This is a genomic window from Pseudomonas sp. NUPR-001 (genome assembly GCF_052147955.1).
In the GTDB taxonomy this organism is placed as follows: domain Bacteria; phylum Pseudomonadota; class Gammaproteobacteria; order Pseudomonadales; family Pseudomonadaceae; genus Aquipseudomonas.
In genome coordinates this window covers 2,319,880-2,343,248 of the sequence record NZ_CP197353.1, presented here as the reverse complement: position 1 = coordinate 2,343,248, position 23,369 = coordinate 2,319,880, and the positions used below count along the sequence as shown (strand labels likewise).

Sequence of the window (23,369 nt, the reverse complement as noted above, 5' to 3'; positions counted from 1 at the left end):
GCTCCCACCGCCAATCAAGCAGGCAGCAAAGTGACCCAGTACCGACTGCGCGACTGCACTTTGATCGGCAGGCTCGCAGCCAACAAGTCGAGGATGCGATCGGTGTCGTTCAGCTGGAAGGTGCCGGTAACCTTGAGCGATTCCAACGCTGGCTCCCACCGCAGAATCCCCGGCCGATAGCGGTCAACTTCGCGCAGAAATTCCGCCAACGGCTGGTTATTGGCAGTCAACACGCCGTCACGCCAATCAGGCAGGTGCGGATCGAAACGCCCCATGGCACCACTGCCATCGGCGTACAACGTCAATTGGTCACCATAGTGCAGCATCAGCGCCATCCCTTGCGCAGGCTGCACCTGCACCGTGCCATACAGCACCGATATCCGGCAGCTGTCGGCCTCGCGACGTACACAAATGTGTGCCTGGCCGGTGCTCACCCGACCCAGACCAAAGTCGACATCGATGCCCTGGGCGCGGTTAACGCTAAGGGCTATTTCACCCTCGATCAGGCTCAGGCGATGGACAGTCATATCCAGGTCCACTGCCGTCGCCGTGTTCAACTGCAGCAGGCTGCCGTCAGCCAGGCGTACTCCTCGCCGCTCACCCACAACGGTGCGCAAATCGGCGCGCCACACCGCCAACGGCAACTGTTGGCTGAGCATCCAGCTGCCAGGCAACAGCAACGCCAAGGCCAGCCCACGCTTGAGCAAGGTGCGGCGATTGCCGTGCGGTCGGTCGAGGCTGGCCAACGCCACGGCCTGCGGCACCTCGGCAAAGCGCTGGCGCAAGCCTTGGGCACGTTGCCAGAGCTGCTCGTGGCGAGGATCGGCCGCGCGCCATTGTTCAAGCCGTTGCAGGTCGGCGGCACTGGCCCGGCCCGAGTCAAGCAGGGCCAGCCAGGCGGCGGCAGCGCGGGCCAGCTGGCGCGCTTCGGGATGTCCGCTGCGGTTCATAGCTCGGCCAGCAAGCAGTGCTCGTAGGCCTGGGCCATGTAGCGTTTGACCGTGCGTTCACTGACCTGCAAACGCTCGCCAATCTGCGCGTAGCCGAGGCCTTCAAGTTGTGACCAGAGGAATGCCCGCCGCACCTGCGGCGCCAGGCCATCGAGCAATTCATCCAGTGCTTGCAGGGTTTCCAGCAACAGCCAGCGCTGCTCCGGGGACGGCACCAAAGCCTCGGGCAAGTTGGCCAGCGCCTCAAGGTAGGCCTGCTCAAGGCTGCGTCGTTTGTAGAAATTGACCAGCAAGCGTTTGCCCACGGTGAGCAGATATGCCCGCGGCTCGCGCAGCTCGTCAAGCACCTGGGGGCTGGCCAGCACCCGCACAAAGGTGTCCTGGCTCAGGTCGGCAGCATCCCAGCGATTGCCCAGGCGCCGGTGCAGCCAGTTTTCCAGCCAACTGCGGTGGTCACGGTAAAGACCGTGAAGCCTCTGCTCGGAAAGGGCCACCGCTTCATTCATCTCAACGCACCTGCACGGGAAAAGAATCAAATGCGATTGATTCTATTTAATACCCCTGTGCAAGCCAAGCAGTATGCGCAAATCTGCCCTGTTTAATCGTCACGAGGGTGCAGCGGCGCCCCCTCGCCGCTGCCGTCGGTACATCAACGCGTGGCCTGAAAGCGCGGACATTGCCCTTCGAGCTGATAACGCAGGGTTACCAGTTGCCCGGACGAATCCTCATAGGTCATTAGCATTGGCGCCGCGTCGCAGCTGCGGGCCAACGGGGTCTGTTCGATCAGCCGGGCAACATCCAGCGATGTGCCATAGCGATACTCCTGAACAGCCGGGACGGTCTTGCCAGTTCTTGCCGCATAGGCCTGCACTGCCTGCTCATGGGCAACCAGACGCGCATCCTTCACTTCCGGTGCCGAGGCCAGCGCGCTTTGGCCGGCCAGCAGCACCAGCGCTGCCACTACCAAACCTTGCTTGCGCTTCATTTCGCCTTACCTCACAGGTGATGGAACGAACTGCCGGGTCAAACAGTTTCGAGCTTACGCCTGCCACGGGCGAGCGGCTACAAGGCAATGCCCAGGGCATTGCGCAACTGTGCGCTGCGCTGATCAGAAGCGGCGCTGATCAAGGCGTAGTTGTAGTCGCCACGGGACCAGTAACGTGCCTGCAACTGCCCATCCGTGCGTTCGCCACTGGGCATGCGCGCAAAATGCTCACCCGGCGAGCGCAAAAACAGGCTGACCCGCTGACCTTGGGCGTCTTCAAACACCAACAAGGCCGCCGGGCCTTGCTCGTTGCTCAGCAAGCGCGCGCCCAGCGGTGTAAATCCGTAGGCGGACAGGTCTGGCAGCGTGCCGACATGACGAAAATGCGCGCCCAGCCAGGCCTGCAGCCGTGCCGGGTCACGTGCGCTGAGGTCCAGGGCGTTGGCGTCGGCAAACAGCCGGTGGGCTTGCACGGCATCGGCCATCGGCAGGTTATTGGCCAGCAGGCTGGCTTCACGCACTTGCCAGCCACCGAGCCCGCCGATTCCCAGGGTCAGCAACAGCACGGCGGCATTGGCCCAGCGCCGTTGCCTGCGCTGACGCAATTGCCGACGCACATGGGCCGGGTCCAACTGTGGGTTGGGCGCCTGCGCGGCAAAGCCCGACAGGGCCGCACGCAATTGCCGGGCATCCTGGCGCCAGCCTTCGACCCGCTGGGCCTGCTCGGGGTTGGCCGCCAGGTACAGCGCTACTGCACGGCGACGTTCGGGCGCCAGGCGCTCATCGACATAGGCATGCAGTTCGTCTTCGGACGGAATCAACTGACTCATTTCAACCTCCGCAACACCGGGGCCGTGCTGCTGCCCTCGGCCAGTTCGCGCAACGCCGCGCGAGCCCGCGACAAGCGCGACATCACCGTACCTATCGGCACCCCCAAGGCCTGGGCCGCCTCCTTGTAGCTCAGGCCCTCGACACTGACCAGCAATAGCAACGCGCGTTGTTCGGTAGGCAAACGGGCAAACTGCGCCAGACCAGACTGCGCCACGACGATATCTTCAGTGGCATTGCCCGCCTCCTCGCCGCGCCCGAACCAGGCCAGCCAGCGCGCATGCCGACGCTCGCGGCGTTTGGCATCGATAAACAGACGATAAAGTATGGAGAACAGCCAGGCCCGCAGGCTGTCGTGCTCACGTTGCTGGCCTCGGCGGCTGAGCGCGCGTTCGAGCGTGGCCTGAACCAGGTCATCAGCGCTGCTCGCCTCGCGGGTCAGCCACAGGGCGAAACGGCGCAGGCGTTCGAGCATCTCACGCAATTGCTCATCATCAAGTTCATTCATTGCCAGGGCCTTGGCCTGTAAGCGATCAGTGTACGAGGCAGACGCTGCAGAGAAAAATTTATTCCATGACGCCGGAATAAAAGTTTTCGCCAAGCGTCGTACCGGCTCATTCACTGACCCGGATCGCCGCCATGAGCACTCCGTTACACGGTCGTTCGCGTACCCTGCGCCTGGCTGCCATTGGCCTCGGCCTGGGCGCCCTGGCCGCCAGCTTTGCCTATGCCGCCGGCTGGATCGGCACCCAGCGCCTGACCCCGAAAACCATCATCGATACGTTCGAAGCCCAGGCTGGGCATTACCCCGGCTACCGTAAGAACCACGCCAAGGGTTTGTGCGTGAGCGGCCACTTTCTCAGCAGCGGTGAAGCCCGCAGTCTGTCCAGCGCCCGGGTGTTCAGCCAACAGAACGTTCCGGTGATCGGTCGTTTCGCCATTGGTGGCAGCAACCCCTACACGGCCGACACCAGTGTGCCGACCCGCAGCCTGGCGCTGCAGTTGAGCAGCGACGATGGCCAGGTCTGGCGAACCGGCATGAACACCCCGCCCGTACTGGCGGTGGCAACACCCGAGGCGTTCTACCAGCAAGTACTGGCCATGACCCCAGATCCAGCCACCGGCAAGCCGGACCCTGCGCGGGTCCAGGCGTTCTTCGCCGCGCACCCGGAAAGCGCGGCCTTTCGCCAATGGGCCAAGGACTACAAAGCCCCCGACAGCTTTGCCAACTCCAGCTACAACAGCATCAATGCCTTTGCCCTAGTCAATCAGAATGGCGATACCCGCTATGTACGCTGGAGCCTGGTGCCACAAACGCCGTTCGCCGCCTTGCCGGGCCAGGTCGACGACCGTGACTACCTGCAGCACGATCTGCACCATCGCCTGCAACAAGGGCCCTTGCGCTGGACCTTGCGCCTGACCCTCGCAGAGCCCGGCGATCCAGTCGATGACCCGAGCCAGCCGTGGCCCGCGGCGCGGAGTACGGTCGATGCCGGCACGCTGGTCATCGACGCAGTCGACGGCCCCGAACAAGGCGCCTGCCGTGACCTCAACTTCGACCCGCTGATCTTGCCTACCGGCATCCAACCTTCTGCCGATCCGATCCTTGCCGCCCGCTCGGCAGCCTACTCGGAATCCTTCAATCGCCGCAGCCGCGAAGCGGCCTCGTTGGGAGCACGACCATGAGCACCGTACCTGTTGCTTTCCATCCGTTGGCGCGCCTGCTGCATTGGTTGATGGCGGTGCTGATCGTGGCGATGCTGTTCGTTGGCGTCAGCATGATCGCCGACCTGTCCCCCCGCCACACCTGGCTGCTCAGCCTGCACAAGGCGATTGGCCTGGCCTTGCTGGTATTGGTGCTGGTGCGCATCGGCGTGCGCCTGACGGTGCCACATCCACCGCTGCCTGCCGATCTTCCGGCCGTGCAACGCCTGGCCGCTGGCGCCTCGCACCTGCTGTTGTATGCCCTGATGCTGGCCATGCCGGTGATTGGCTGGGCCATGCTCTCGGCCGGTGGTTACCCGCTGCCCCTGCAGTTGCCTGCCATCGTCGAGCATGACCTGACGCTGTATGCCCGGCTGCGTCAGGCCCATGGCTGGCTGGCCTATCTGCTGTTCGCGACGGTGCTGGTGCATCTGGGCGCGGCACTGGTGCATGCCCTGGTTCGACGTGACGGCGTGTTGCGCAGCATGTGCTCCGGGCACGATTAACCAGCGGTCTCAACCTGCCTGCCAGGCGGCTCCGGCAAGCCGGCTACATGAATGCCTCGTTGCTGTAGCCGGCTGTACATCCACTGCAGCGTTTCATGGGTGTCCTGAAGCCATTGCTCGCCGATCACCAGGCGCCAGCAACTGCTCAGTACCTCGGGATGAGCCGCAAAGAACTCCGGCAGATCAGCGTTTCTGTCGAGCTGCAGACTCAGGTAGTCGAGGGCATTTTTGGCCCGTACGTAATGCTGCTCACGGTCTTCATCACCTTCAAGCACTGCCAGCAGGGCTTGCTTGTGCGGTGCGCAATAAAGCATTGAACCTGTGCTGCGCAACATCTCCAGGCGTGGCGATGAAGCGTCCTCAAAACTGCACAGATGAATGGCATTGGTGACGGTAAACAGCGTGAGCAGGTCTGCAATCGCAGCAGGGGCCGTAAGCGCATACACTTGCCCGACCAATGGCGGCATGCTTTGCGGACCGCGTTCTTTTACCTCGTACTGTTTTTTGCAGCGGTAGAACAGCGCAACCGGGTCCTCGCAACGTACCGCCATGTCCAGCAGCATCCTGCCTTCGATACAGCGCAACCAAAGCTCGTCCGGCTTGAACTCGCGCGCTGCGTTACTCCTGAACAGCTCAAGCATTCGATTGCACAGGCTAGCCTGCGTGCTGGCGCGGTACAGCGCGTCCTGATCATCTGCTTGCAGTAACCCCCCGAGAAACCGCGCAGTCTGTTCTGCCTCCTGCACACAGCGGTGACGCTGAGCCGTAGCCTTCTGCTCAGAGATGCGCTGGATACAGCGGTCGTAATGCGCCAATGTCAGGTTCATCAGCGCGATAGCGGCCTGTAGCCGGTCCGTACAGGCCGCTTCGCTGGCAAATTGCAACGCCTCAGTCAGGTGACGAGCGTCCCGGGACTGGTCCCAACGCGCGATCAGCTCCAGCAGCTCCTTCTGAGTGAAACTGGGCGCGCGGGTGCTGAACATCTCAGCACGGATTCGTTCCGCAGTATCGAAGGTACGCAGCCCCTGCAGCTTGATCACCAGTCGGGTGTAACGGCCAAACGCCTCACTCTCCGGCTGAAAACCTGAGGCCGCGATTGCGTTGGAGAGAAGCGCCATCGCGTCGCTCTTTTGCGCCTGACTGAACGCCATTGGCAACGCCGATGCGCCGCGCCCCAGCAACTTTGCTTCGACAATCCGCGCGCATTCCGGCGCCTCACGGCGCAACAGGGTCTGCAGAATGATCGCCTCCCAGCGCAGCTCGTCCGGGCCGTGGCGCAGCGCGACGTCTTTCAGGCTGCCCAACTCGCGGGCCAGGGTACGGGTCAGCCGAGGGTTGTCGGGGAACCACTCGGCTGCGGCTTCTCGGTCCTTCAGCGGAATAAAGGCGCAGTACTGCGCCAGAGTCTGGGCAGCAAAACGGGTGGAGAGGTTGTGCGCCAACGCGTCGAGCGAAAATTCGAAATCGATGATCTTGTCGAGAAATGCCTGGCGCGACGAGGCAAACGCCTGCGAATAAGCCTGTAACGACTGGGTGATGATGGCCTTGTCGAACGCCAGAACAAAGGCAAAGCCGGGCAAGTCGAGGTATTCGCGCAAGGCCATCAGGGTTTTCGGCAAGATCACCGGGTCGGCCCGGTCGAGGTCATCGATGAACACAATCACCTGATGAGCCTCAAGCAGCACGCGCAACTGCTCAAGGTCAGCCACATCGAGGCTCAGTCGCTGCTGCACCAGGTTGGCAACCGAGCCGGTCAAGGCCGCACCCATGGTTACCAGGGTGCCCAGATCGTTGTCGATCTTGCCGGCGGCCTGCCCTGTCGCCTGGGACACGCTCGCCGTTCCGGACGACAGCCTGGACAGCCATTGTTTCCATTTCTGGTAACGGGGTACCGGAATCTTCAAGGCTTTGATCTTGTCGCGCATTTTCTCGCTCAGCGAGCTGACGAAGCTGTCTGCATCGACCGCGCGCCAGGCGGAAATGTGCACCACTACATCATCGTGGCGATGCGCGATCTCGCTGAGGAAGTTCAGCACGGTGGTCTTGCCCGCCCCCCACTCGCCGTACAGGCCAATGCGCGTCGAATACCCCGCAGGCGTGGCCTTGATGGTGCGATACATCGAGCGGGCAAGCGATAAACGATCCAGACCGTCTTCATCAGCCGAAGAGAGGGCGGCGTCATGGCCTGCCTGCGTATTGGCCAACGCCGCACTGTCGTCAGCGACCTGGTTTGCTCCCGTATCCCGCGCCCCACCCATGCTCAACGCCATCCTCTGCAGTTGGCTAATCATCAAAACGCCAGCATACCTGACCTTCATCAGACAGCAGCCAAAAACGCGTAATTGCGAATTATTTGCGCCGGTTTCGTTCAGTTTGCCTGGCCCCTGCGGCACAATGCCAGGCTTGCCTCTACAGCCTTGGATAGCCATGAACAGCGCACAGGACCCAACCCCACTCGCCGCGCCCGACACCACCGAGCAGCGTTTTGACCTGCGCCCGCTGCTGATCGCCAACATGGCCTGCACCATGGCGATGATGGCGTTCGTCTCGCTGATCGGCCCGATTGCCCGCACCCTTGGCCTGGCGACCTGGCAGGCCGGGGCGGCAGTGACGGTCGCTGGGGTGATCTGGATGTTGCTGGCGCGGCCCTGGGGCCAGGCCAGCGACCGCCTCGGCCGACGCCGCGTACTGTTGCTGGGTACCGCAGGCTTTAGCCTGGCGTACTGGGCCCTGTGCCTGTTCATCGACAGCGCCTTGCACCTGCTGCCCAGCGCGACCCTGGCATTCGTTGGCCTGATGATCGGCCGTGGCCTGATCGGCGCCTTCTACGCCGCCCTGCCGGTGGGTGGTGCGGCACTGATTGCCGACAACGTCCCGCCCCAGCAGCGCGCCCGCACCCTGGCCTCGCTGGGTGCGGCCAACGCCGTTGGCCTGGTGCTTGGCCCGGCGCTGGCGGCGCTGCTGGCGCGCTACAGCTTGAGCCTGCCGTTCTACGTGATGGCGCTGTTGCCGATGCTGGCGTTCGTCATACTGTTGCGCAAACTCAAACGCCAGGAGCTGCACCTCAAGCAAGCCCCGCGCCCGGTGCGCCTGGCCGATCCACGGTTGCGCCGGCCGCTGCTGGTAGCGTTCGTGGCCATGCTCAGCGTGTCTGTGGCGCAGATTACCGTCGGTTTCTTTGCCCTCGATCGCCTGGGCATGAACCCGGCAGACGCTGCACAAACCGCAGGCATCGCCCTAACCATGGTCGGTGTGGCGCTGATCCTGGCGCAGTTGCTGGTGCGCAAACTGCAGTGGCCGCCACTGCGGATGATCCGCGTCGGCGCCAGCCTCTCGGCCCTGGCCTTTGCCGCCGCAGCCTTTGCCGCCAGCGCGCCGATGCTGTGGGCCAGCTTTTTTGTCTCGGCCTGCGGCATGGGCTGGGTGTTCCCCGCCTTTTCCGCCCTGGCCGCCAACGCCATGGACGCCTCCGAGCAAGGTGCCACCGCCGGTTCCATTGGCGCAGCGCAAGGCCTGGGCGTAGTCATCGGCCCCTTGGCGGGCACCTTGATTTACGCCGTTGACCCGCGCCTGCCGTACCTGCTGGTGGCTGTGCTTCTGCTGCTGGTCGGGCTATGGCCACAGCCGTCTCATCGATCCGCACAGGCGGGCCGCTAAAGCATCACGGAATGTGCTTTAATGCTCCGCCAAAAAATTTTCGATATATAAGGCGGCTATGGACACGGGGACACGACTCAAACTGGTGCGTGAACGCAACAAACTCTCCCAGCGGGAGCTGGCCCGCCGCAGTGGGCTGACCAACTCGACGATTTCACAGATCGAGCAGAACCGCGTCAGCCCCTCGGTCAGTTCCCTGAAAAAGCTGCTTGAAGGTATCCCCATGACCCTGGCGGAGTTCTTCAGCTTCGACGAGCCGCCGCGCGAGGAGCGTTTCGTGTTCCGCTCCACCGAACAGCCTGACCTGGGCAACAGCGGCCTGCGTTTGCTGCTGGTGGGCGCCAGCGTCGAAGGTCGGCAGATGCGCATGCTGCGTGAATTGTACGCGCCAGGTGCCGACTCCGGCGACGAGCCGATTGTGCATGCTGAAGGCGAAGAGTGTGGCCTGGTGACCCGTGGCACCATCGAACTGCGCGTTGATGGCCAGGTCAGCATCCTCAACTCCGGGGATGGCTACTACTTTCCGACCACCCTGCCCCATAGCTTCAAGAACATCGGCCAGGACGAAGCGGAAATCATCAGCGCCAACACCCCGGCGAACTTCTGACCCTATCACCCTGTTGGAGCGGGCTTGCCCCACGATAGCGATCTGTCAGTCACATCGCATCGCGGGGCAAGCCCGTTCCTACATCCAGCCCAACCAGTGCCACCAGGTGGCGGCAAACACCAGCATCAGCAGGTAGCCGATCACCGTCACCAGGATTCCGACCCGGGCGAACTGTTTGGCACTGAAGGTCTCGGTCCCCAGGCACACCATGTTCTGCGGGGCGTTGATCGGCAGGATAAAGCCATAGCTGACCACAAAGCCCAGGGCCATGGTCATACCCAGGCGGCTGAAATCACCCGGCAAGGTCTGCAGCACCGCGATCAGAATCGGTAACAGGGCCGACGTCAGCGCCGTGGCACTGGCAAAGCCGAGGTGGATCAGAATCAGAAACGCCGCCAGGATCGAAAACACGCCCAACGTCCCCAGCTGATCGAGCCCGGTATTGGCCACCACCTGCGCCCCCAGCCACTGCCCGGCCTGGGTAGTCAGCAAGGTAGTGCCCAGGCTGATACCGACCCCGAAGACAATCACCGTGCCCCAGGGAATCCGCGCCTGCACATCTTTCCAGGTCATCACCCCGATGCGCGGCAGCAACAGGATCACCAGCCCGGCATAAGTGGTCGAGGTGGTGTCGAAGGCGTGCAACTTACCCTCGGTGGCCCAGGCCAGCAGCAACAGCAACGAAACCCCGAGCAAACGCTTCTGCGCCCCGCTCATTGGCCCCAACTCGGCCAGGGTTTTGCTGACCGCAGCTTTACCACCGGGGATGCTGTCACTTTCCGGAGGCAACAGCTTCAACACAATCACAATCAGCACCACCGACATGATCACCGCCCACGGCGCCCCGGCGATCAGCCAGTCGATCCACGACACCCTTGCACCGAGCATCTTGTCCATGAAGCCCACGGTCAGCAGGTTTTGCGCTGCCGCGGTTTGAATGCCGATGTTCCAGATGCTGGTGCCCTGGGCCACGATGATCATGATCCCGGCGGCGATGTTCGAACGCTTGTCGACGCCAAAAGCGGCAATCACTCCCATCATGATCGGCACCACGCAAGCACTGCGGGCGGTAGCGCTCGGCACTACCAGGCTAAGCAGAATGGTCACCGCCACCGCACCGATCAAAATGCGCCGGGTACTGACCCCGACACTGGACAGCGTCACCAGCGCGATGCGCCGGTCCAGCCCGGTGTGGGTCATGGCGGCGGCAATGAACAGCGCCCCCACCACCAGCGCCAGGGCACTGTTAGAGAAGCCGGTCAACGCCAGGCTGATGGCTGCCGAAGATCCATAGGTCACCGAAGGGTCGGCCACCGTCGGCGCCGTACCGAGCAGAAACGCCATCAACGAAGTGATCATGATCGCACTGGCTTCGTACGACACCGCCTCGCTGATCCACACCACCACCGCAAAGGCCAGAATCGCCAGGATGCGATGCCCGGCAACCGGCAAGTCAGCCGGCAACGGCAGCAGCAACACGCCCACCAGGGCTGCTATCCCCAGCAACAAACCAATCGGAATCTTGACCCGGGTGGATTGTGCACCCGGTGTACTTGCCGACGAACTCATGGGCCTCTCCCTGCAATACATGAACGAACATGATCGGACAGTTGCCTGACGCCTGGACTGACACGCATCAACAGCCCTGAAATCGAGTATTGTCGGACAAGATGTAGTGCAATAAAAAAATCACTACAAAACCTATTGACGCCGTTCGTCGGCCCTTGCATGATGAGGCCGTCTCCCCGATCGGGGACACTGGCAAGGGTGTTCCAGGCAGCTCGAAGGATCCATGAGCTGTATGCGGATGGGTACTGCCCAAAAGGCAGCGTGTAAAAGCCCCCAGTTGTGACGCTGCTGTAGCAGCTTTCTTTCAACGCTACATGACGTGCGCCGAGTTTGAACTCAACTACCAATGGTTTAGGGGGCTTTATGATGAATCTGAACAATCAACCAACTGTCGACGAATTGGCCCAACTGTTCGCTGCGCGTAAAGACACGCTCGACAGCCACATCCTCTGGGTCTGCGAAGCCGGTGAAGTACGCCTGGACAAACTGGGCTCGCTGACCGACGAAGCACAGTTCGAGCAACGCACACCGAACATGCGTGCCCGGTTGAAGATGTACCGCCGTGGCCAGGGCTATGTCGGCAAGAAAGCTGCCGCCGACACCCAGTATGTCGGACGTGTTCTGCAGACCCTGCAAAGTGAGTGGGCGGCGCTGCAAAACCAGCCCGGCGTAGCGGTCATCGATCGCCTCTGCTGAAACCCTGATTGACGATATGCAAAGCCCAGTGTGCGAGCACTGGGCTTTTTTTGGCTCTTCACGGATTGTCGGGGAATAATTGGCTTTGGCTTTGAGGGCTATGGGCTTATCCATTTGTTGGGGAGGCTGGGCCGGCCCCTTCCGCCCTTACGGCGGCCTCCTTTTTTCTTGGAAAAAGGAGGCAAAACCGCTGGCTCCTGCATCCGGCCCTACGCTGCGCTTCGGGTCCCCTCGCTCCGGCGACTTCCAGGCCCGCGCGGCCTACGACTTGCTACGCAAGTCTACATCTCGCGCCTTCGGCTACGCCGAAGGGTGCTAACGCACCTGGCCCTCCAGTCACCTACACTCAGCCTTCTGAAGTCGCAGATCGCGGCGTTTGAACTAACGCGCGCACAAAGCAAAAGCAAAACAACAAGCCACAAGCCACAAGCCACAAGCCACAAGCCACAAGCCACAAGCCACAAGCCACAAGCGTACAGGTCATCCAAGCCGCCACTAGCGAAGCTAACGCCAGCCCGGGCGCCGCCCGTAACTTAGCGACTTCAGGAGGCCGAGTGTAGGTGACTGGAGGGCCAGGTGCGCAGCACCCTTCGGCGTAGCCGAAGGCGCGAGATGTAGACTTGCGTAGCAAGTCGTAGGCCGCGCGGGCCTGGAAGTCGCCGGAGCGAGGGGACCCGAAGCGCAGCGTAGGGCCGGATGCAGGAGCCAGCGGTTTTGCTTACTTTTTCCAAGAAAAAAGTAAGCCGCCGTAAGGGCGGAAGGGGCCAGCAAAGCCCCCCAGCAAATGGATAAGCCCACAGCCCTCAAAGCCAAAGCCAAAGCCAAAGCCAACCCTTCCCTATTTTGGTTGGAAACGGCCTTGCGCCACAAACTCCCTCCACCACTAAAGAACCTTGTTCTATTGGCACCAACAGTAGCTACAATCGCGTTTTGTCCAAGCGAGACTGCCCATGAACAGCCCGGCATTCGGCACCGGTGATGCCTCTTATCAGGCCGCAGGCGGCATCGAGGGTTTACGCCAACTGGTCGATGATTTCTACCGATTGATGGACCAGCGCCCAGACGCCCGCCCAGTCCGTCAGATGCACCCGGACAACCTCGACAGTTCACGCGACAAACTGGCCTGCTTTCTCAGTGGCTGGCTGGGCGGCCCCAGACTGTTCAGCGAACGCTACGGACCGATCGCCATTCCGGCATTCCATGCCCAATGGCCGATCGACGAATCGCACAGTGAAATCTGGCTGCAGTGCATGGCCCAAGCCATCAGCCTGCAAAACTACTCGGCAGAATTTGCCGACTACCTGCTCCGCCAGTTGCGCGTGCCGGCCCAGCGCATTGTCCAGGCCAGCCGCAACCGTCACGCTCAGGCCTGACGCCGCAACGCTGGCTGCGCCACAGGCAGCCCACCGGTGAGTAAAGCCCGGGCCCGGTCTACGCCCCAGACCATCGCCCGGGTCATCGACTCACCCGGACGGTTTTTGTAGTACTCCTCGACCATCGCCTTGCCATGGCTGGCGTACACGCCCAGGAACAACTGCGTGGCGCCGGTGCGCGATAGCCTGACCTGTACATCGATGCTGCTGCCATCACTGAGCAATTCATCGTGGCTACGACTATGTAGCTGTGGGTCTGCCCACTCCCAGTAAGTTTCTTCCCTGATTCGCATCGTTTACCCCCCTGTAGTGAATGCATCCGGATAAGTAACGCATACAAGCGCACTCCATGCGAGCGCCCATCCCTCAAGCGTTGAGCGAGGTCAATCAATGCAGAAAAAACCCCGCAACAGATGGCGGGGTGATGTGAACCGGTTCACTTTTTAACCGGATACCTGGGCATGAAGCGGCCCTTCTTGGCGCGTTGTAAGTGACACGGTTTAGCGTTGTCGGCTTCGTTCTGGGTCATGTGGGCGAAGCCCAGGCGAAAAGCCGCCTGACCACACCGCACCTGACTGTTCACCGGAAATTCATCACCTTCATCCTCAAAGTAGGATTCACTCATGCCCCTGCTCCCTTTTATGGCGGTCCGGTACTGGCAAACAGGTGATTGCCCAGTGAGATACCGAACCAAGTGACCTTGAGACTAGCCGGTCATTTACGGACCGACCGGACAAAAAGCAAAAAGCCCGACCAGTGGATCAACCGGTCGGGCTGGGTACTTGCAGATTGTGTGCCTGGCTCAAGTCACCGTGGCAGATACTTCGATCAGCGCCTGGCGGGCTCAGGCACTGCCCTGTGCAGCGCTACGCGACGCCAGCAAACGCGACCCGAATACATTGATCAGCAAGCCGCCCATGACCAACAACGCGCCCCAGCCCTGCAGTGCGGTCAGGCGCTCGTCGAGCAGCAGCGCCGATGAGCTCAGGCCCACCACCGGCACCAGCAGCGAAAACGGCGCCACCTTGCCCGCCGGGTAACGAGACAACAAGCGGCCCCACAGGCTGTAGCCGAGCATGGTGGCAATAAATGCCAGGTAGATCAGCGACAGGATCGAGCTCCAGCTGATGCCGCGCAGGGCAGTTTCGATCACCTGCGGCCCATCCATGCACCAGGACAGGGCAAAAAACGGCAGCGGTGGAATCAGCCCGCCCCAGATCACTAGGGCCACCAGGTCGATGTTGCCGAAACGCCGGGTGATGATATTGCCCATGGCCCACATCGACGCAGCACACAAGGTCAGCAGCAAGGCAAACAACGGCACCTGGGCGCTGTTCTCACTACCGATCAGCGCCAGCCCCCCGGCCGCGACCAGCAGCCCGACGACACTGGCCACACGCAGTCGCTCGCCCAGGAAAATCGCAGCAAAAAACAAGGTGAAAAATGCTTGCGACTGCAGCACCAACGAGGCCAACCCCGGTGGCATACCGTTGTTCATCGCCTCAAACAGGAAGGCGAATTGCCCCAGGGAAATGGTCACGCCGTAGGCGATCAGCCAACGCCAGGGCAATTGCGGGCGCTTGATCAGAAACACCGCCGGAAACGCCACCAAGGCAAAGCGCAGGGCCCCCAGCAGCATCGGCGGCAAGCCGTCCAGGCCGACCTTGATCACCACAAAGTTAAGTCCCCAGACAACGATGACCACCAGTGCCAACAGCAAATCCTTTAGCGGCATGTTCCTCACCCAGCTCTGTAATATTTCGCAACATCATAACCATAAGCCTGGTGCACTCGCCGACGGATCTGTGCGATTTCATCAAGCGCGCTAAAAACGACGGGATTGATACCGATAGACGACGCTTATCGAATGGTCACTAAAAGCAATTTGACCCTCTTGCGACGCCTCCCTATGCTCGATGAAAATCACCAGCCTGTGTACACGCCTTGCAAACACCCTCGAACGACAACGCGGGCCATTCGGCATTGATCGACGGATTCAATCGCAAGATTGACTATCTGCGCATATCAGTGACCGATCGCTGCGATTTTCGTTGCGTGTATTGCATGAGCGAAGACATGCAGTTTTTGCCGCGCCAGCGCATCCTGACCCTCGAAGAGCTGTACCAGGTGGCCGAACGTTTCGTCAGTATGGGCACCCGCAAAATCCGCCTGACCGGTGGTGAGCCACTGGTACGCAACGGTATTGTCGAGCTGTGCGCCAAGGTCGCAGCGTTGCCGGGCTTGCGCGAGTTGTGCATGACCAGCAATGGCTCCCAGCTCGGGCGCCTGGCCAAGCCGTTGTTCGATGCCGGTTTGTCGCGCCTGAACATCAGCCTCGACAGCCTTGACCCGCAACGCTTCAACTCCCTCACCCGAACCGGCGACCTTGAACAAGTGATTGCCGGCATCGACGCCGCCCGCGCGGCGGGCTTTCGGCGTACCAAGCTCAATTGCGTGGTGCTCAAAGGCCGCAACGACAGTGAAGTGAACGATCTGGTGCGCTTTGCCATCGACCGTGAGCTGGACATTTCCTTCATCGAGGAAATGCCCCTGGGCACCATCAGCGAGCACCAGCGCAGCGAGTCCTACTGCTCAAGCGATGAAGTGCGCGCACGCATTGCCGAGCAGTTCACCTTGATCGAGTCGGCGGAATCCACCCAGGGCCCTTCACGCTATTGGCGCCTGGCCGAAGCACCGCAGATCCGCATCGGCTTCATCTCGCCGCACAGCCATAATTTTTGCGCCAGCTGCAACCGGGTGCGGCTAACGGTCGAGGGACGTTTGCTGCTGTGCCTGGGCAACGAACACGCCAGCGACCTCAAGCAGGTGCTGCGCGCCCACCCCGGCGACTCTGCACGTCTGGACCAAGCGATTCGCGATGCCATGGCCCTGAAGCCCTATCAGCATCACTTCGATGTTCATGGCGAAGTGCAGATCCTGCGCTTCATGAACATGACTGGCGGCTAACCTCACGCAGCCACTCGATCATCACCTGCAGGCGCAGCGGTATCGCCTCACGCGCCGGATAGACCAGGTAATAGCCCTGCCCTGCGGCCTGAAAATCAGCAAACGGCAGGATCAACTGACCTTGCTCGATCAGCGGCTGCACCAATCGCTGTCGGCCCATGGCCACGCCCACATGTTGGCTCGCGGCGAGCGCACACAGGTCAGCACGGTCAAAGGTCAGGCCGCCACTGGGCAGATGCGCCTGCACGCTGTGCGCCCCGGCCCAATGCTGCCACTCGGCATCATAGGCGGCATGCTCCCAGGCCAGGGCATCGTGCAGCAGGGTGCAGTGTTGCAACTGCTGCGGCGCGTTGATCAGGCCATGACGCTCGGCATACCAAGGACTGCACACCGGCGCAACGTGCTCAGGCATCAGCAACTCACTGCTGAGCCCCGGGAACACGCCCTCCCCATACAGCAGCGCCAGGTCAATGTGGCGGGCGCGGAAGTCCACCGCTTCGTTACCGGTGCGGATATCCAGGCTGATCTGCGGATAGCGTTGCTGGAAATCGGCCAACTTCGGCACCAGCCAGCACTGGGCCATGGACGGCCGCACGTACAGGGTCAGTGCACCGCTGAGGCTGCTGGCAGACTGCGGCTGCAGCGCCTGCTCAAGCTCTTCGAGCATCCCCTGCACCAACTGATACAGACGCTCACCCTCGGCCGTCAGGCGGATGCGCCGGGTCAGGCGCTCGAACAAGCGTTGCTCCAGCAGTTGTTCAAGCTTTGCGATACGGTGGCTGACCGCACTGGCAGTCAGGTACAACTCCTCGGCCGCCAGCCTGAAGCTCAAATGCCGTGCGGCCACGGCAAAGGTGTGCAGGTTGCTAAGGTGCGCCCCGGTCAGACGCGGCCCCAGGCGCGGTGGCAGGTTGAGCATGATCAGTGCCCGGCCATCATGCTGCGGCCTTTGGCCAGGTAAGCGTCCATTTCTGCCGCCGGCACCATACTGCCTCCCGTGCCCCACACCAGATGAGTGGCGCGGGCCATGCGCGCGGGCGTCAGACCCAGGCGCTGGCGGTAGCCTTGTTGTTCCTGCAGTACCTGCAACATGCCGGGCATGCCCGCCAGCGCCGACGGTTCAAGGGCATGGCCTTCGCAAGCCTGCAACTGCGCCAGCAAACGGTACAGGGTGGCGTCGTCCACGGTGTAGTAGCCGTCGATCAAGCGCTGCATGGCTCGCCCGACAAAGCCCGATGGCCGCCCCACCGCCAGGCCGTCGGCAGCGGTCTGGTTATCGATGCCGAAGTCGTACACCGACACCTCATCGTGCAGCCCGGTATACACACCAAGGAACATGCACGGCGAATGGGTCGGCTCGGCAAACAGGCAGTGCACCGCGTCGCCAAAAACCAGCTTCAAGCCAAATGCCACACCGCCCGGGCCTCCGCCTACACCGCAGGGCAGATAGACGAACAACGGATGCTCGGCATCCACCTGGATACCTTGCTCTTGCAACTGACGCTGCAGACGCTCGGCCGCCACCGCATAACCAAGGAACAGGTTGCGCGAATTTTCGTCGTCGACGAAGTGGCAAAGCGGGTCGGCTTCAGCTTCGCGACGCCCCTGCTCCACCGCCACGCTGTAGTCGGCGCTGTATTCACGCACCTCAACGCCATGGGCACGCAAGCGATCCTTTTTCCATTGGCGGGCATCGGCCGACATATGCACCGTGGCCTTGAAGCCCAGGCGCGCACTGATGATGCCAATCGACAAGCCCAGGTTGCCGGTAGAACCTACAGCAATGCTGTACTGGCCAAAAAATGCCCGTGCCGCATCGCTGTCGAGCTTGGCGTAATCATCGCCCGGCTGCAGCAAGCCGCCCGCCAGTGCCAGGTCTTCGGCGTGCTTGAGCACTTCATAAATGCCGCCACGTGCCTTGATCGACCCGGAAATCGGTAACAGGTTGTCGGCTTTCAGCCACAACGCGCCGCCTTCGGCGAATTGAAGCTCGGCTTGCAATAGCGCCTGCATGGCCGGTAACGGCAATACTGGCGACTCGATAATGCCGTTGCTGTCGGCTGTCTGGGGAAACGCCGACCGGATGAACGGAGCAAAACGCTGCAAACGCTCACTGGCCTCGCGCACATCCTGCTGGCTCAGCGGCACATCGCCCAGGGCTTGTGCTGTGGCTGCAAGCTGAGGATTGAACCAACGGGTTGGGCGTAACGCCACCAGGTCGGCAATCAGCGGGTGGCTCTGACACCAGGCACTTACAGGTTTTTCCAGCGGCATTGTGATACTCCATTGGCAAGCGAATAGCGCGATTAAGCGTCAGGCGCCGGGTGCATGACAACCGATGCTTTCGAGGCCGACAGATGATCCTCCTTCATCCATGCGCTCACGTGCAGAACAGCGCACTTCTGCTACCTTGGGAATACCCGCCTCTTCGACTTACGCATCGGCTACAGGTGACCCATCATGGCGCGCACCACCCCCATCGAGCTGTACCGCAACCTCGGCATCGTTGCCCATGTTGACGCCGGCAAGACCACCACCACCGAACGCATCCTGTTCTACACCGGGGTCAACCACAAGATGGGCGAGGTGCACGACGGCGCCGCGACCATGGACTGGATGGCCCAGGAACAGGAACGCGGGATCACCATCACCTCGGCAGCCACCACCGCCTTCTGGCAGGGCTCGACCAAGCAGTTCCCGGACAAATACCGCTTCAACATCATCGACACCCCCGGCCACGTCGATTTCACCATTGAAGTAGAACGCTCGTTGCGCGTGCTCGACGGCGCAGTGGTGGTGTTCAGCGGCGCCGATGGTGTCGAGCCACAGTCCGAGACGGTCTGGCGCCAAGCCAACAAATACCATGTGCCGCGCCTGGCCTATGTCAACAAGATGGACCGCCAGGGCGCCGACTTTCTGCGGGTGGTCAAACAGATCGACCAGCGTCTGGGCCACCATCCGGTGCCGATCCAGCTGGCGATTGGCGCCGAGGAAAACTTCAAAGGCCAGATCGACCTGGTGAAAATGAAGGCCATCTACTGGAACGAAGACGACCAGGGCACCAGCTACCGCGAAGAAGAGATCCCCGCCGAATTGCTGGACCTGGCCAACGAATGGCGCGCGCACATGATCGAGGCCGCCGCCGAGGCCAATGACGAATTCATGGAGCTTTACCTCGATGGCCAGGAACTGAGCAACGAACAGATCAAGGCCGGGCTGCGCCAACGCACCCTTGCCAATGAAATCGTCCCGGCCATTTGCGGTTCCTCGTTCAAGAACAAGGGCGTGCCGCTGATGCTCGATGCGGTGATCGACTACTTGCCTGCGCCATCGGAAATCCCGGCGATCAACGGCACCGACCCCGACCACGAAGACAAACACCTGGAACGTCACGCCGACGACAACGAACCCTTCTCAGCCCTGGCGTTCAAGATTGCCACCGACCCCTTCGTCGGCACCCTGACCTTCGCCCGTGTCTATTCCGGGGTGCTCAGTTCCGGTGATGCGGTGCTCAATTCGGTCAAAGGCAAAAAGGAACGGGTGGGCCGCATGGTGCAGATGCATGCCAACCAACGTGCCGAGATTAAAGCCGTGTGCGCCGGTGATATCGCAGCGTTGATCGGCATGAAAGATGTGACCACCGGCGACACCCTGTGCGACATCAATAAGCCGATCGTCCTGGAGCGCATGGACTTCCCCGACCCGGTGATCTCGGTGGCGGTAGAGCCGAAAACCAAGGCCGACCAGGAAAAAATGGGCATCGCCTTGAGCAAGCTGGCGCAGGAAGACCCGTCCTTCCGGGTGCGTACCGATGAGGAAACCGCGCAAACCATCATCTCGGGAATGGGTGAGTTGCACCTGGACATCATCGTCGACCGGATGAAACGCGAGTTCGGGGTCGAGGCCAACATTGGCAAACCCCAAGTGGCGTACCGCGAGAAAATCCGCAACACCTGCGAGATCGAAGGCAAGTTCGTCCGCCAATCGGGTGGCCGTGGTCAGTACGGCCACTGCTGGATTCGCTTCGCACCGGGCGACGAAGGTAAGGAAGGCCTGGAGTTCGTCAATGAAGTGGTCGGCGGCGTGGTCCCGCGTGAGTACATCCCAGCCATTCAGAAAGGCATTGAAGAACAGATGCACAACGGCGTCCTCGCCGGGTACCCGCTGATCGGCCTCAAGGCCACCGTATTCGATGGTTCGTACCACGACGTCGACTCCAACGAAATGGCCTTCAAAGTCGCGGCGTCGATGGCCACCAAGCAACTGGCGCAAAAAGGCGGCGCGGTACTGCTGGAGCCAGTGATGAAAGTCGAGGTGGTGACCCCGGAAGAGTACCAGGGCGACATCATGGGTGACCTGAGTCGGCGCCGCGGGATGATCCAGGAAGGTGGCGAAACCCCGGCGGGCAAAATAGTGCGGGCGGAAGTACCGTTGGGCGAGATGTTTGGCTATTCCACGCAGATGCGCTCGATGACCCAGGGCCGGGCCAGCTACACCATGGAGTTCACCAAATACGCCGAAGCGCCAGCGAGCATAGCAGACGCGATCATTAAAAAGCAGGGGTAACACTACTGGCAGAAGCGGCGGTGCGGCGACCCGACTTGCCCCACGATAGCCCCACCGCAACCGGCCCTGTAAACTGGCCCGCCAAGCCAGTCAGCGGAGTTTGCCCTCATGTTCGCCCTCAGCCATTTTGTCGCCCCACCCGAGGAGTCGATCAAGAGCCAGATCCTGCAACTAGTGGTTGATAACCTGACCGACATCAGCGCGCTCGGCCTGCCGCCGAGCAACCCGCTGTACAGCCTGTACCAATACGCCATCGGCTTCGAGGTACACCGCTACCTCGAGGCTATGGGCGGTTCTGGCGACCTGCAGGTTGAATTGCTGGTAGCCAACGACCAACAGAACCCGCAGAACGTCAGCGGCTTTCTCCTCTACCTGCCCGTGCAAGACGATCCCCAGGCCTGCAGCGTGGCCTACCTCGCCGTGCACAGCCAGCAGCGCCGCCAGGGCATCGCCCGCGCCTTGCTGGCCGCCATGACCGAGCGCTACCCCCATGCAGAACTGGCGTGTACGCCGGGCAAGGTCGGCTGCTTCGAAGCCATGGGCTTTACCGTTATCGCCGCACGCGGACCGCAAGTGCTGATGAATACTCGCGATCACAGCAGCGCAGGTGCGGTGGTAATGCTCGATACCGCACCGATCTACCGCACCCTGGAGGTGCAGCAGATCCACAGCTATTTGCTCAAACAGCATGGCAAGCGGGCCATGGTCGATGCCGAGAAACAACGCGACCGCCACCTCGATCAGTTGCAACGCAAGGCCCAGGCGGTTGTTCAGGAGCGCTTGGGTGAGCGGGGCTGGCAGCAGCGTGGTACGGCCGTACGCCTCTTCACGGTTTGATCCTGATCCCCCGCGATTGCGATCGTCACGTTACATCGCATCGCGGGGCAAGCCCGCTCCTACCGGCGTGCAGCTCTCCAGGCCTAGCAGTACCTGCAAAACAAACGCCGTGCTCTGTTCGACCTGCCCGTGTCGGCTGGCAATCCCCAGATGCCGCCACAACCCCGGGCGCAACGGGCGCATGCACAGGCGCGGGTCAGGTTCCGGCGAGCTGGCTTCATGGGGCAACAAGGTCGCGCCGTAGCCAGCCGCCACCAGGCTCTTGATCGCGTCGTTGTAGTTGAGCTGAATCCGCGCCTCCGGTTGCAGGCCTGCCGTGGCAAACCAGTCACCCGTCACCCGTGACAGCTGCGTACTGCTGTCATTGAGAATCAGCGCCCGGCTGGCCAGCCAGGCAGGGGTGATACGCGACGGCGGCGCCCAACTGCTGGGGATAAACGCCATGATCGGATCGCGGCGCCAGGGCTGAATCTGCACACCTTTGACGGGCGCCTGCGGCAAGGCCACCAAGCCCAGGTCCAGGGTACCGTCTTGCAGACGCGCCAGGGATTCACGCGAGGTCAGTACCTGTACCTGCACATCAATGCCGGGATGACGCACGCCCAACGTGTCCAGCGCCTGCGGCAGTAAATGCGCGATGGCACCGGTTGATGCGCCCAGACGCACGCGGCCACTGAGTCCTTGTACCTGACGTTGCACTTCATCCAGCGCCTGCTCGGCATCGGCCAACAAGCGCCGCGCTCGTTCAAGCAGGGTTTCACCAATCGCGGTGGGATGAATCTGTCCGCGCTTGCGCGACAACAACGCGGCGCCGACTCGCGCCTCCAGGTCGGCAATGTGCAGGCTGACCGTGGGTGGTGCCAGGTTAAGCGCACGGGCAGCCTGGGCAAACGAACCCAGGTCGGCAATTACCACCAGGGTGCGCAGGCGGTCGAGGCTGATTTCACGCATGGTCTATGTCATTCAGTATTTATGAATATCAGCATCATGATATTCAAATTTTCTTTCGTCCAGAACAGCGCGAGCATAGGCACTTCCTGTACCGATCCGTTGAGAACACCATGCACCAGCCTCTTGTCTTTATCGATGGCGACCAAGGCACCACCGGCCTGCAGATCCACGCCCGCCTGAATGGGCGTACTGACCTGCGTTTGCTCACCCTGCCCGACAACCAGCGCAAAGACCCGCAGCGTCGCAGCGAAGCGATCAACAGTGCCGATGTGGCGATTCTGTGCCTGCCCGACGACGCCGCACGCCAGGCGGTCGCGGCGATCAGCAACCCCAAGGTGCGGGTCATCGATGCCAGCTCCGCACACCGTACCAGCGCCGGCTGGGTGTACGGCTTGCCGGAACTGGACGAACACCAGGCCGAGCGCATTGCCCAGGCCAAGCGTGTGAGCAATCCGGGTTGCTACCCGACCGGTGCCATTGCCTTGTTGCGGCCGTTGCTCGGCGCCGGGCTGCTGCCGGCTGACTACCCACTGACCATCAACGCGGTGTCAGGCTACTCCGGTGGCGGCCGGGCGGCGGTTGAACGCCACGAAACGCCGGGTGTGCCAGCCAGCCAGGGGGTGCTGGTGTACGGGTTGAACCTGGATCACAAGCATGTTCCGGAAATCCAGGCGCATGCCGGCTTGTCCGAGCGTCCGGTATTCGTGCCCAGTTATGGCAGTTACCGCCAGGGCATCGCCTTGACCATCGCCCTGCAGACGCGGCTACTGCCGACCGGGGTCAGTGCGGCGCAGTTGCATGATTGCCTGAAGCAGCACTATCACGGCTCGCGCTACGTTGAAGTGGCAGCGCTCGAGCATGGCGAAACGGCGCCCATGCTCGATCCGCAGGCCCTGAATGACAGCAACAACCTGCGCCTGGCGGTGTTTGCCAATGAGGCCTATGGCCAGGTGCTGCTGACGGCGGTGTTCGACAACCTGGGCAAGGGTGCCTCAGGCGCTGCGGTGCAAAACCTGGAGTTGATGCTGGCGGCGATGGCCTGATTCGGATTCGCTGTTGCGGGGCACGTCGCTGCTACGTGTCCCGCGACAGCGCCAGCAACACCTGTAACGGCACCCAACCACTGCACTGACCGGGGGTTGCGGGAATTCACTTCTATGTTGTGTAACAACT

General features: G+C 61.8%; 23 protein-coding genes. 10 read left to right on the top strand and 13 right to left on the bottom strand.

Annotated elements, in window-relative coordinates:
* Positions 1-14: 14 nt before the first annotated feature.
* From ACP6KB_RS10750 to ACP6KB_RS10730, 5 genes are all read right to left on the bottom strand, one after another.
* On the bottom strand, positions 15-950 hold the full coding sequence (locus tag ACP6KB_RS10750; RefSeq protein ID WP_442113693.1) for a DUF4880 domain-containing protein: 936 nt from the start codon (positions 948-950) through the stop codon (positions 15-17).
* Complete coding sequence (locus ACP6KB_RS10745; RefSeq protein ID WP_442113692.1) at positions 947-1,456, bottom strand: sigma-70 family RNA polymerase sigma factor; 510 nt, start codon at positions 1,454-1,456, stop codon at positions 947-949. The genes ACP6KB_RS10750 and ACP6KB_RS10745 overlap by 4 nt, the downstream gene beginning before the upstream one ends.
* Positions 1,457-1,599: 143 nt before the next feature.
* Positions 1,600-1,935 carry a DUF2790 domain-containing protein gene (locus ACP6KB_RS10740; RefSeq protein WP_442113691.1) on the bottom strand — a complete coding sequence of 112 codons (336 nt, stop codon included), beginning with the start codon at positions 1,933-1,935 and terminating at the stop codon, positions 1,600-1,602.
* A gap of 77 nt (positions 1,936-2,012) precedes the next feature.
* A complete protein-coding gene (locus tag ACP6KB_RS10735) occupies positions 2,013-2,765 on the bottom strand; it encodes an anti-sigma factor family protein (protein ID WP_442113690.1) in 753 nt (250 codons plus the stop codon).
* A complete protein-coding gene (locus ACP6KB_RS10730) occupies positions 2,762-3,271 on the bottom strand; it encodes a sigma-70 family RNA polymerase sigma factor (protein ID WP_442113689.1) in 510 nt (169 codons plus the stop codon). Before ACP6KB_RS10730 ends, ACP6KB_RS10735 begins: the two co-directional genes overlap by 4 nt.
* A gap of 131 nt (positions 3,272-3,402) precedes the next feature.
* Here ACP6KB_RS10730 and ACP6KB_RS10725 point away from each other — a divergent pair, with 131 nt between their 5' ends.
* Both ACP6KB_RS10725 and ACP6KB_RS10720 read left to right on the top strand, forming a co-directional pair.
* Positions 3,403-4,449 (top strand): catalase family peroxidase, encoded by a 1,047-nt coding sequence (locus ACP6KB_RS10725; RefSeq protein WP_442113688.1) that lies wholly within the window; start codon positions 3,403-3,405, stop codon positions 4,447-4,449.
* Complete coding sequence (locus tag ACP6KB_RS10720) at positions 4,446-4,973, top strand: cytochrome b (protein ID WP_442113687.1); 528 nt, start codon at positions 4,446-4,448, stop codon at positions 4,971-4,973. The genes ACP6KB_RS10725 and ACP6KB_RS10720 overlap by 4 nt, the downstream gene beginning before the upstream one ends.
* Here ACP6KB_RS10720 and ACP6KB_RS10715 read toward each other — a convergent pair.
* On the bottom strand, positions 4,970-7,264 hold the full coding sequence (locus ACP6KB_RS10715; RefSeq protein ID WP_442113686.1) for a KAP family P-loop NTPase fold protein: 2,295 nt from the start codon (positions 7,262-7,264) through the stop codon (positions 4,970-4,972). The two genes, ACP6KB_RS10720 and ACP6KB_RS10715, sit on opposite strands and share 4 nt — an antisense overlap.
* A gap of 136 nt (positions 7,265-7,400) precedes the next feature.
* Between ACP6KB_RS10715 and ACP6KB_RS10710 the strand changes: the two genes are divergently transcribed.
* Both ACP6KB_RS10710 and ACP6KB_RS10705 read left to right on the top strand, forming a co-directional pair.
* Positions 7,401-8,630, top strand: coding sequence for an MFS transporter (locus ACP6KB_RS10710; RefSeq protein WP_442113685.1), 1,230 nt, complete (start codon positions 7,401-7,403; stop codon positions 8,628-8,630).
* Positions 8,631-8,688: 58 nt separating this feature from the next.
* Positions 8,689-9,237 carry a cupin domain-containing protein gene (locus tag ACP6KB_RS10705; RefSeq protein WP_442113684.1) on the top strand — a complete coding sequence of 183 codons (549 nt, stop codon included), beginning with the start codon at positions 8,689-8,691 and terminating at the stop codon, positions 9,235-9,237.
* Between the two features lie 78 nt (positions 9,238-9,315).
* Here the strand turns inward: ACP6KB_RS10705 and ACP6KB_RS10700 are convergent, their stop codons facing one another.
* The gene (locus ACP6KB_RS10700) at positions 9,316-10,806 is read right to left on the bottom strand and encodes a DASS family sodium-coupled anion symporter (protein WP_442113683.1); all 1,491 of its coding nucleotides are present in this window, start codon (positions 10,804-10,806) and stop codon (positions 9,316-9,318) included.
* Between the two features lie 363 nt (positions 10,807-11,169).
* Between ACP6KB_RS10700 and ACP6KB_RS10695 the strand changes: the two genes are divergently transcribed.
* The gene (locus ACP6KB_RS10695; RefSeq protein WP_442113682.1) at positions 11,170-11,502 is read left to right on the top strand and encodes a hypothetical protein; all 333 of its coding nucleotides are present in this window, start codon (positions 11,170-11,172) and stop codon (positions 11,500-11,502) included.
* 950 nt (positions 11,503-12,452) lie between these two features.
* A complete protein-coding gene (locus tag ACP6KB_RS10690; protein ID WP_442113681.1) occupies positions 12,453-12,875 on the top strand; it encodes a group II truncated hemoglobin in 423 nt (140 codons plus the stop codon).
* Here the strand turns inward: ACP6KB_RS10690 and ACP6KB_RS10685 are convergent.
* The 3 genes from ACP6KB_RS10685 to ACP6KB_RS10675 all read right to left on the bottom strand — a co-directional run bounded on the left by ACP6KB_RS10685 (position 12,866) and on the right by ACP6KB_RS10675 (position 14,610).
* Entirely contained in the window at positions 12,866-13,168 is a 303-nt protein-coding gene (locus ACP6KB_RS10685) for a hypothetical protein (protein ID WP_442113680.1), read from the bottom strand. The two genes, ACP6KB_RS10690 and ACP6KB_RS10685, sit on opposite strands and share 10 nt — an antisense overlap.
* Before the next feature lie 143 nt (positions 13,169-13,311).
* Positions 13,312-13,500, bottom strand: coding sequence for a hypothetical protein (locus tag ACP6KB_RS10680; protein ID WP_442113679.1), 189 nt, complete (start codon positions 13,498-13,500; stop codon positions 13,312-13,314).
* 219 nt (positions 13,501-13,719) lie between these two features.
* On the bottom strand, positions 13,720-14,610 hold the full coding sequence (locus ACP6KB_RS10675; protein WP_442113678.1) for an EamA family transporter: 891 nt from the start codon (positions 14,608-14,610) through the stop codon (positions 13,720-13,722).
* A gap of 209 nt (positions 14,611-14,819) precedes the next feature.
* Here ACP6KB_RS10675 and moaA point away from each other — a divergent pair, with 209 nt between their 5' ends.
* A complete protein-coding gene (moaA, locus tag ACP6KB_RS10670) occupies positions 14,820-15,842 on the top strand; it encodes a GTP 3',8-cyclase MoaA (RefSeq protein ID WP_442113677.1) in 1,023 nt (340 codons plus the stop codon).
* Here moaA and dsdC read toward each other — a convergent pair.
* Together dsdC and dsdA are read right to left on the bottom strand one after the other, a co-directional pair.
* On the bottom strand, positions 15,820-16,761 hold the full coding sequence (dsdC, locus tag ACP6KB_RS10665) for a DNA-binding transcriptional regulator DsdC (RefSeq protein WP_442113676.1): 942 nt from the start codon (positions 16,759-16,761) through the stop codon (positions 15,820-15,822). The two genes, moaA and dsdC, sit on opposite strands and share 23 nt — an antisense overlap.
* Before the next feature lie 2 nt (positions 16,762-16,763).
* Complete coding sequence (dsdA, locus tag ACP6KB_RS10660; RefSeq protein ID WP_442113675.1) at positions 16,764-18,116, bottom strand: D-serine ammonia-lyase; 1,353 nt, start codon at positions 18,114-18,116, stop codon at positions 16,764-16,766.
* Positions 18,117-18,302: 186 nt separating this feature from the next.
* Here dsdA and fusA point away from each other — a divergent pair, with 186 nt between their 5' ends.
* Both fusA and ACP6KB_RS10650 read left to right on the top strand, forming a co-directional pair.
* Positions 18,303-20,408, top strand: a complete 2,106-nt coding sequence (fusA, locus tag ACP6KB_RS10655; protein ID WP_442113674.1) for an elongation factor G — start codon at positions 18,303-18,305, stop codon at positions 20,406-20,408.
* Positions 20,409-20,516: 108 nt separating this feature from the next.
* A complete protein-coding gene (locus ACP6KB_RS10650) occupies positions 20,517-21,245 on the top strand; it encodes a GNAT family N-acetyltransferase (protein ID WP_442113673.1) in 729 nt (242 codons plus the stop codon).
* A gap of 30 nt (positions 21,246-21,275) precedes the next feature.
* Here ACP6KB_RS10650 and ACP6KB_RS10645 read toward each other — a convergent pair whose 3' ends face one another.
* Complete coding sequence (locus ACP6KB_RS10645; RefSeq protein WP_442113672.1) at positions 21,276-22,196, bottom strand: LysR family transcriptional regulator; 921 nt, start codon at positions 22,194-22,196, stop codon at positions 21,276-21,278.
* A 110-nt stretch (positions 22,197-22,306) separates the two neighbouring features.
* On the opposite strand from ACP6KB_RS10645, the gene argC reads away from it, so the two are divergent.
* A complete protein-coding gene (argC, locus tag ACP6KB_RS10640) occupies positions 22,307-23,239 on the top strand; it encodes an N-acetyl-gamma-glutamyl-phosphate reductase (RefSeq protein WP_442113671.1) in 933 nt (310 codons plus the stop codon).
* Positions 23,240-23,369: the final 130 nt, after the last annotated feature.

Coding starts and splice junctions, on each gene's coding strand:
- ACP6KB_RS10675 (WP_442113678.1), bottom strand. CDS start 14,610: ATGCCGCTAAAGGATTTGCTGTTGGCACTGGTGGTCATCGTTGTCTGG.
- ACP6KB_RS10645 (WP_442113672.1), bottom strand. CDS start 22,196: ATGCGTGAAATCAGCCTCGACCGCCTGCGCACCCTGGTGGTAATTGCC.
- ACP6KB_RS10725 (WP_442113688.1), top strand. CDS start 3,403: ATGAGCACTCCGTTACACGGTCGTTCGCGTACCCTGCGCCTGGCTGCC.
- argC (WP_442113671.1), top strand. CDS start 22,307: ATGCACCAGCCTCTTGTCTTTATCGATGGCGACCAAGGCACCACCGGC.
- ACP6KB_RS10745 (WP_442113692.1), bottom strand. CDS start 1,456: ATGAATGAAGCGGTGGCCCTTTCCGAGCAGAGGCTTCACGGTCTTTAC.
- ACP6KB_RS10650 (WP_442113673.1), top strand. CDS start 20,517: ATGTTCGCCCTCAGCCATTTTGTCGCCCCACCCGAGGAGTCGATCAAG.
- ACP6KB_RS10720 (WP_442113687.1), top strand. CDS start 4,446: ATGAGCACCGTACCTGTTGCTTTCCATCCGTTGGCGCGCCTGCTGCAT.
- ACP6KB_RS10715 (WP_442113686.1), bottom strand. CDS start 7,264: ATGATTAGCCAACTGCAGAGGATGGCGTTGAGCATGGGTGGGGCGCGG.
- ACP6KB_RS10740 (WP_442113691.1), bottom strand. CDS start 1,935: ATGAAGCGCAAGCAAGGTTTGGTAGTGGCAGCGCTGGTGCTGCTGGCC.
- ACP6KB_RS10710 (WP_442113685.1), top strand. CDS start 7,401: ATGAACAGCGCACAGGACCCAACCCCACTCGCCGCGCCCGACACCACC.
- ACP6KB_RS10695 (WP_442113682.1), top strand. CDS start 11,170: ATGATGAATCTGAACAATCAACCAACTGTCGACGAATTGGCCCAACTG.
- ACP6KB_RS10735 (WP_442113690.1), bottom strand. CDS start 2,765: ATGAGTCAGTTGATTCCGTCCGAAGACGAACTGCATGCCTATGTCGAT.
- ACP6KB_RS10685 (WP_442113680.1), bottom strand. CDS start 13,168: ATGCGAATCAGGGAAGAAACTTACTGGGAGTGGGCAGACCCACAGCTA.
- ACP6KB_RS10730 (WP_442113689.1), bottom strand. CDS start 3,271: ATGAATGAACTTGATGATGAGCAATTGCGTGAGATGCTCGAACGCCTG.
- ACP6KB_RS10700 (WP_442113683.1), bottom strand. CDS start 10,806: ATGAGTTCGTCGGCAAGTACACCGGGTGCACAATCCACCCGGGTCAAG.
- ACP6KB_RS10680 (WP_442113679.1), bottom strand. CDS start 13,500: ATGAGTGAATCCTACTTTGAGGATGAAGGTGATGAATTTCCGGTGAAC.
- dsdC (WP_442113676.1), bottom strand. CDS start 16,761: ATGCTCAACCTGCCACCGCGCCTGGGGCCGCGTCTGACCGGGGCGCAC.
- fusA (WP_442113674.1), top strand. CDS start 18,303: ATGGCGCGCACCACCCCCATCGAGCTGTACCGCAACCTCGGCATCGTT.
- dsdA (WP_442113675.1), bottom strand. CDS start 18,116: ATGCCGCTGGAAAAACCTGTAAGTGCCTGGTGTCAGAGCCACCCGCTG.
- ACP6KB_RS10705 (WP_442113684.1), top strand. CDS start 8,689: ATGGACACGGGGACACGACTCAAACTGGTGCGTGAACGCAACAAACTC.
- ACP6KB_RS10690 (WP_442113681.1), top strand. CDS start 12,453: ATGAACAGCCCGGCATTCGGCACCGGTGATGCCTCTTATCAGGCCGCA.
- ACP6KB_RS10750 (WP_442113693.1), bottom strand. CDS start 950: ATGAACCGCAGCGGACATCCCGAAGCGCGCCAGCTGGCCCGCGCTGCC.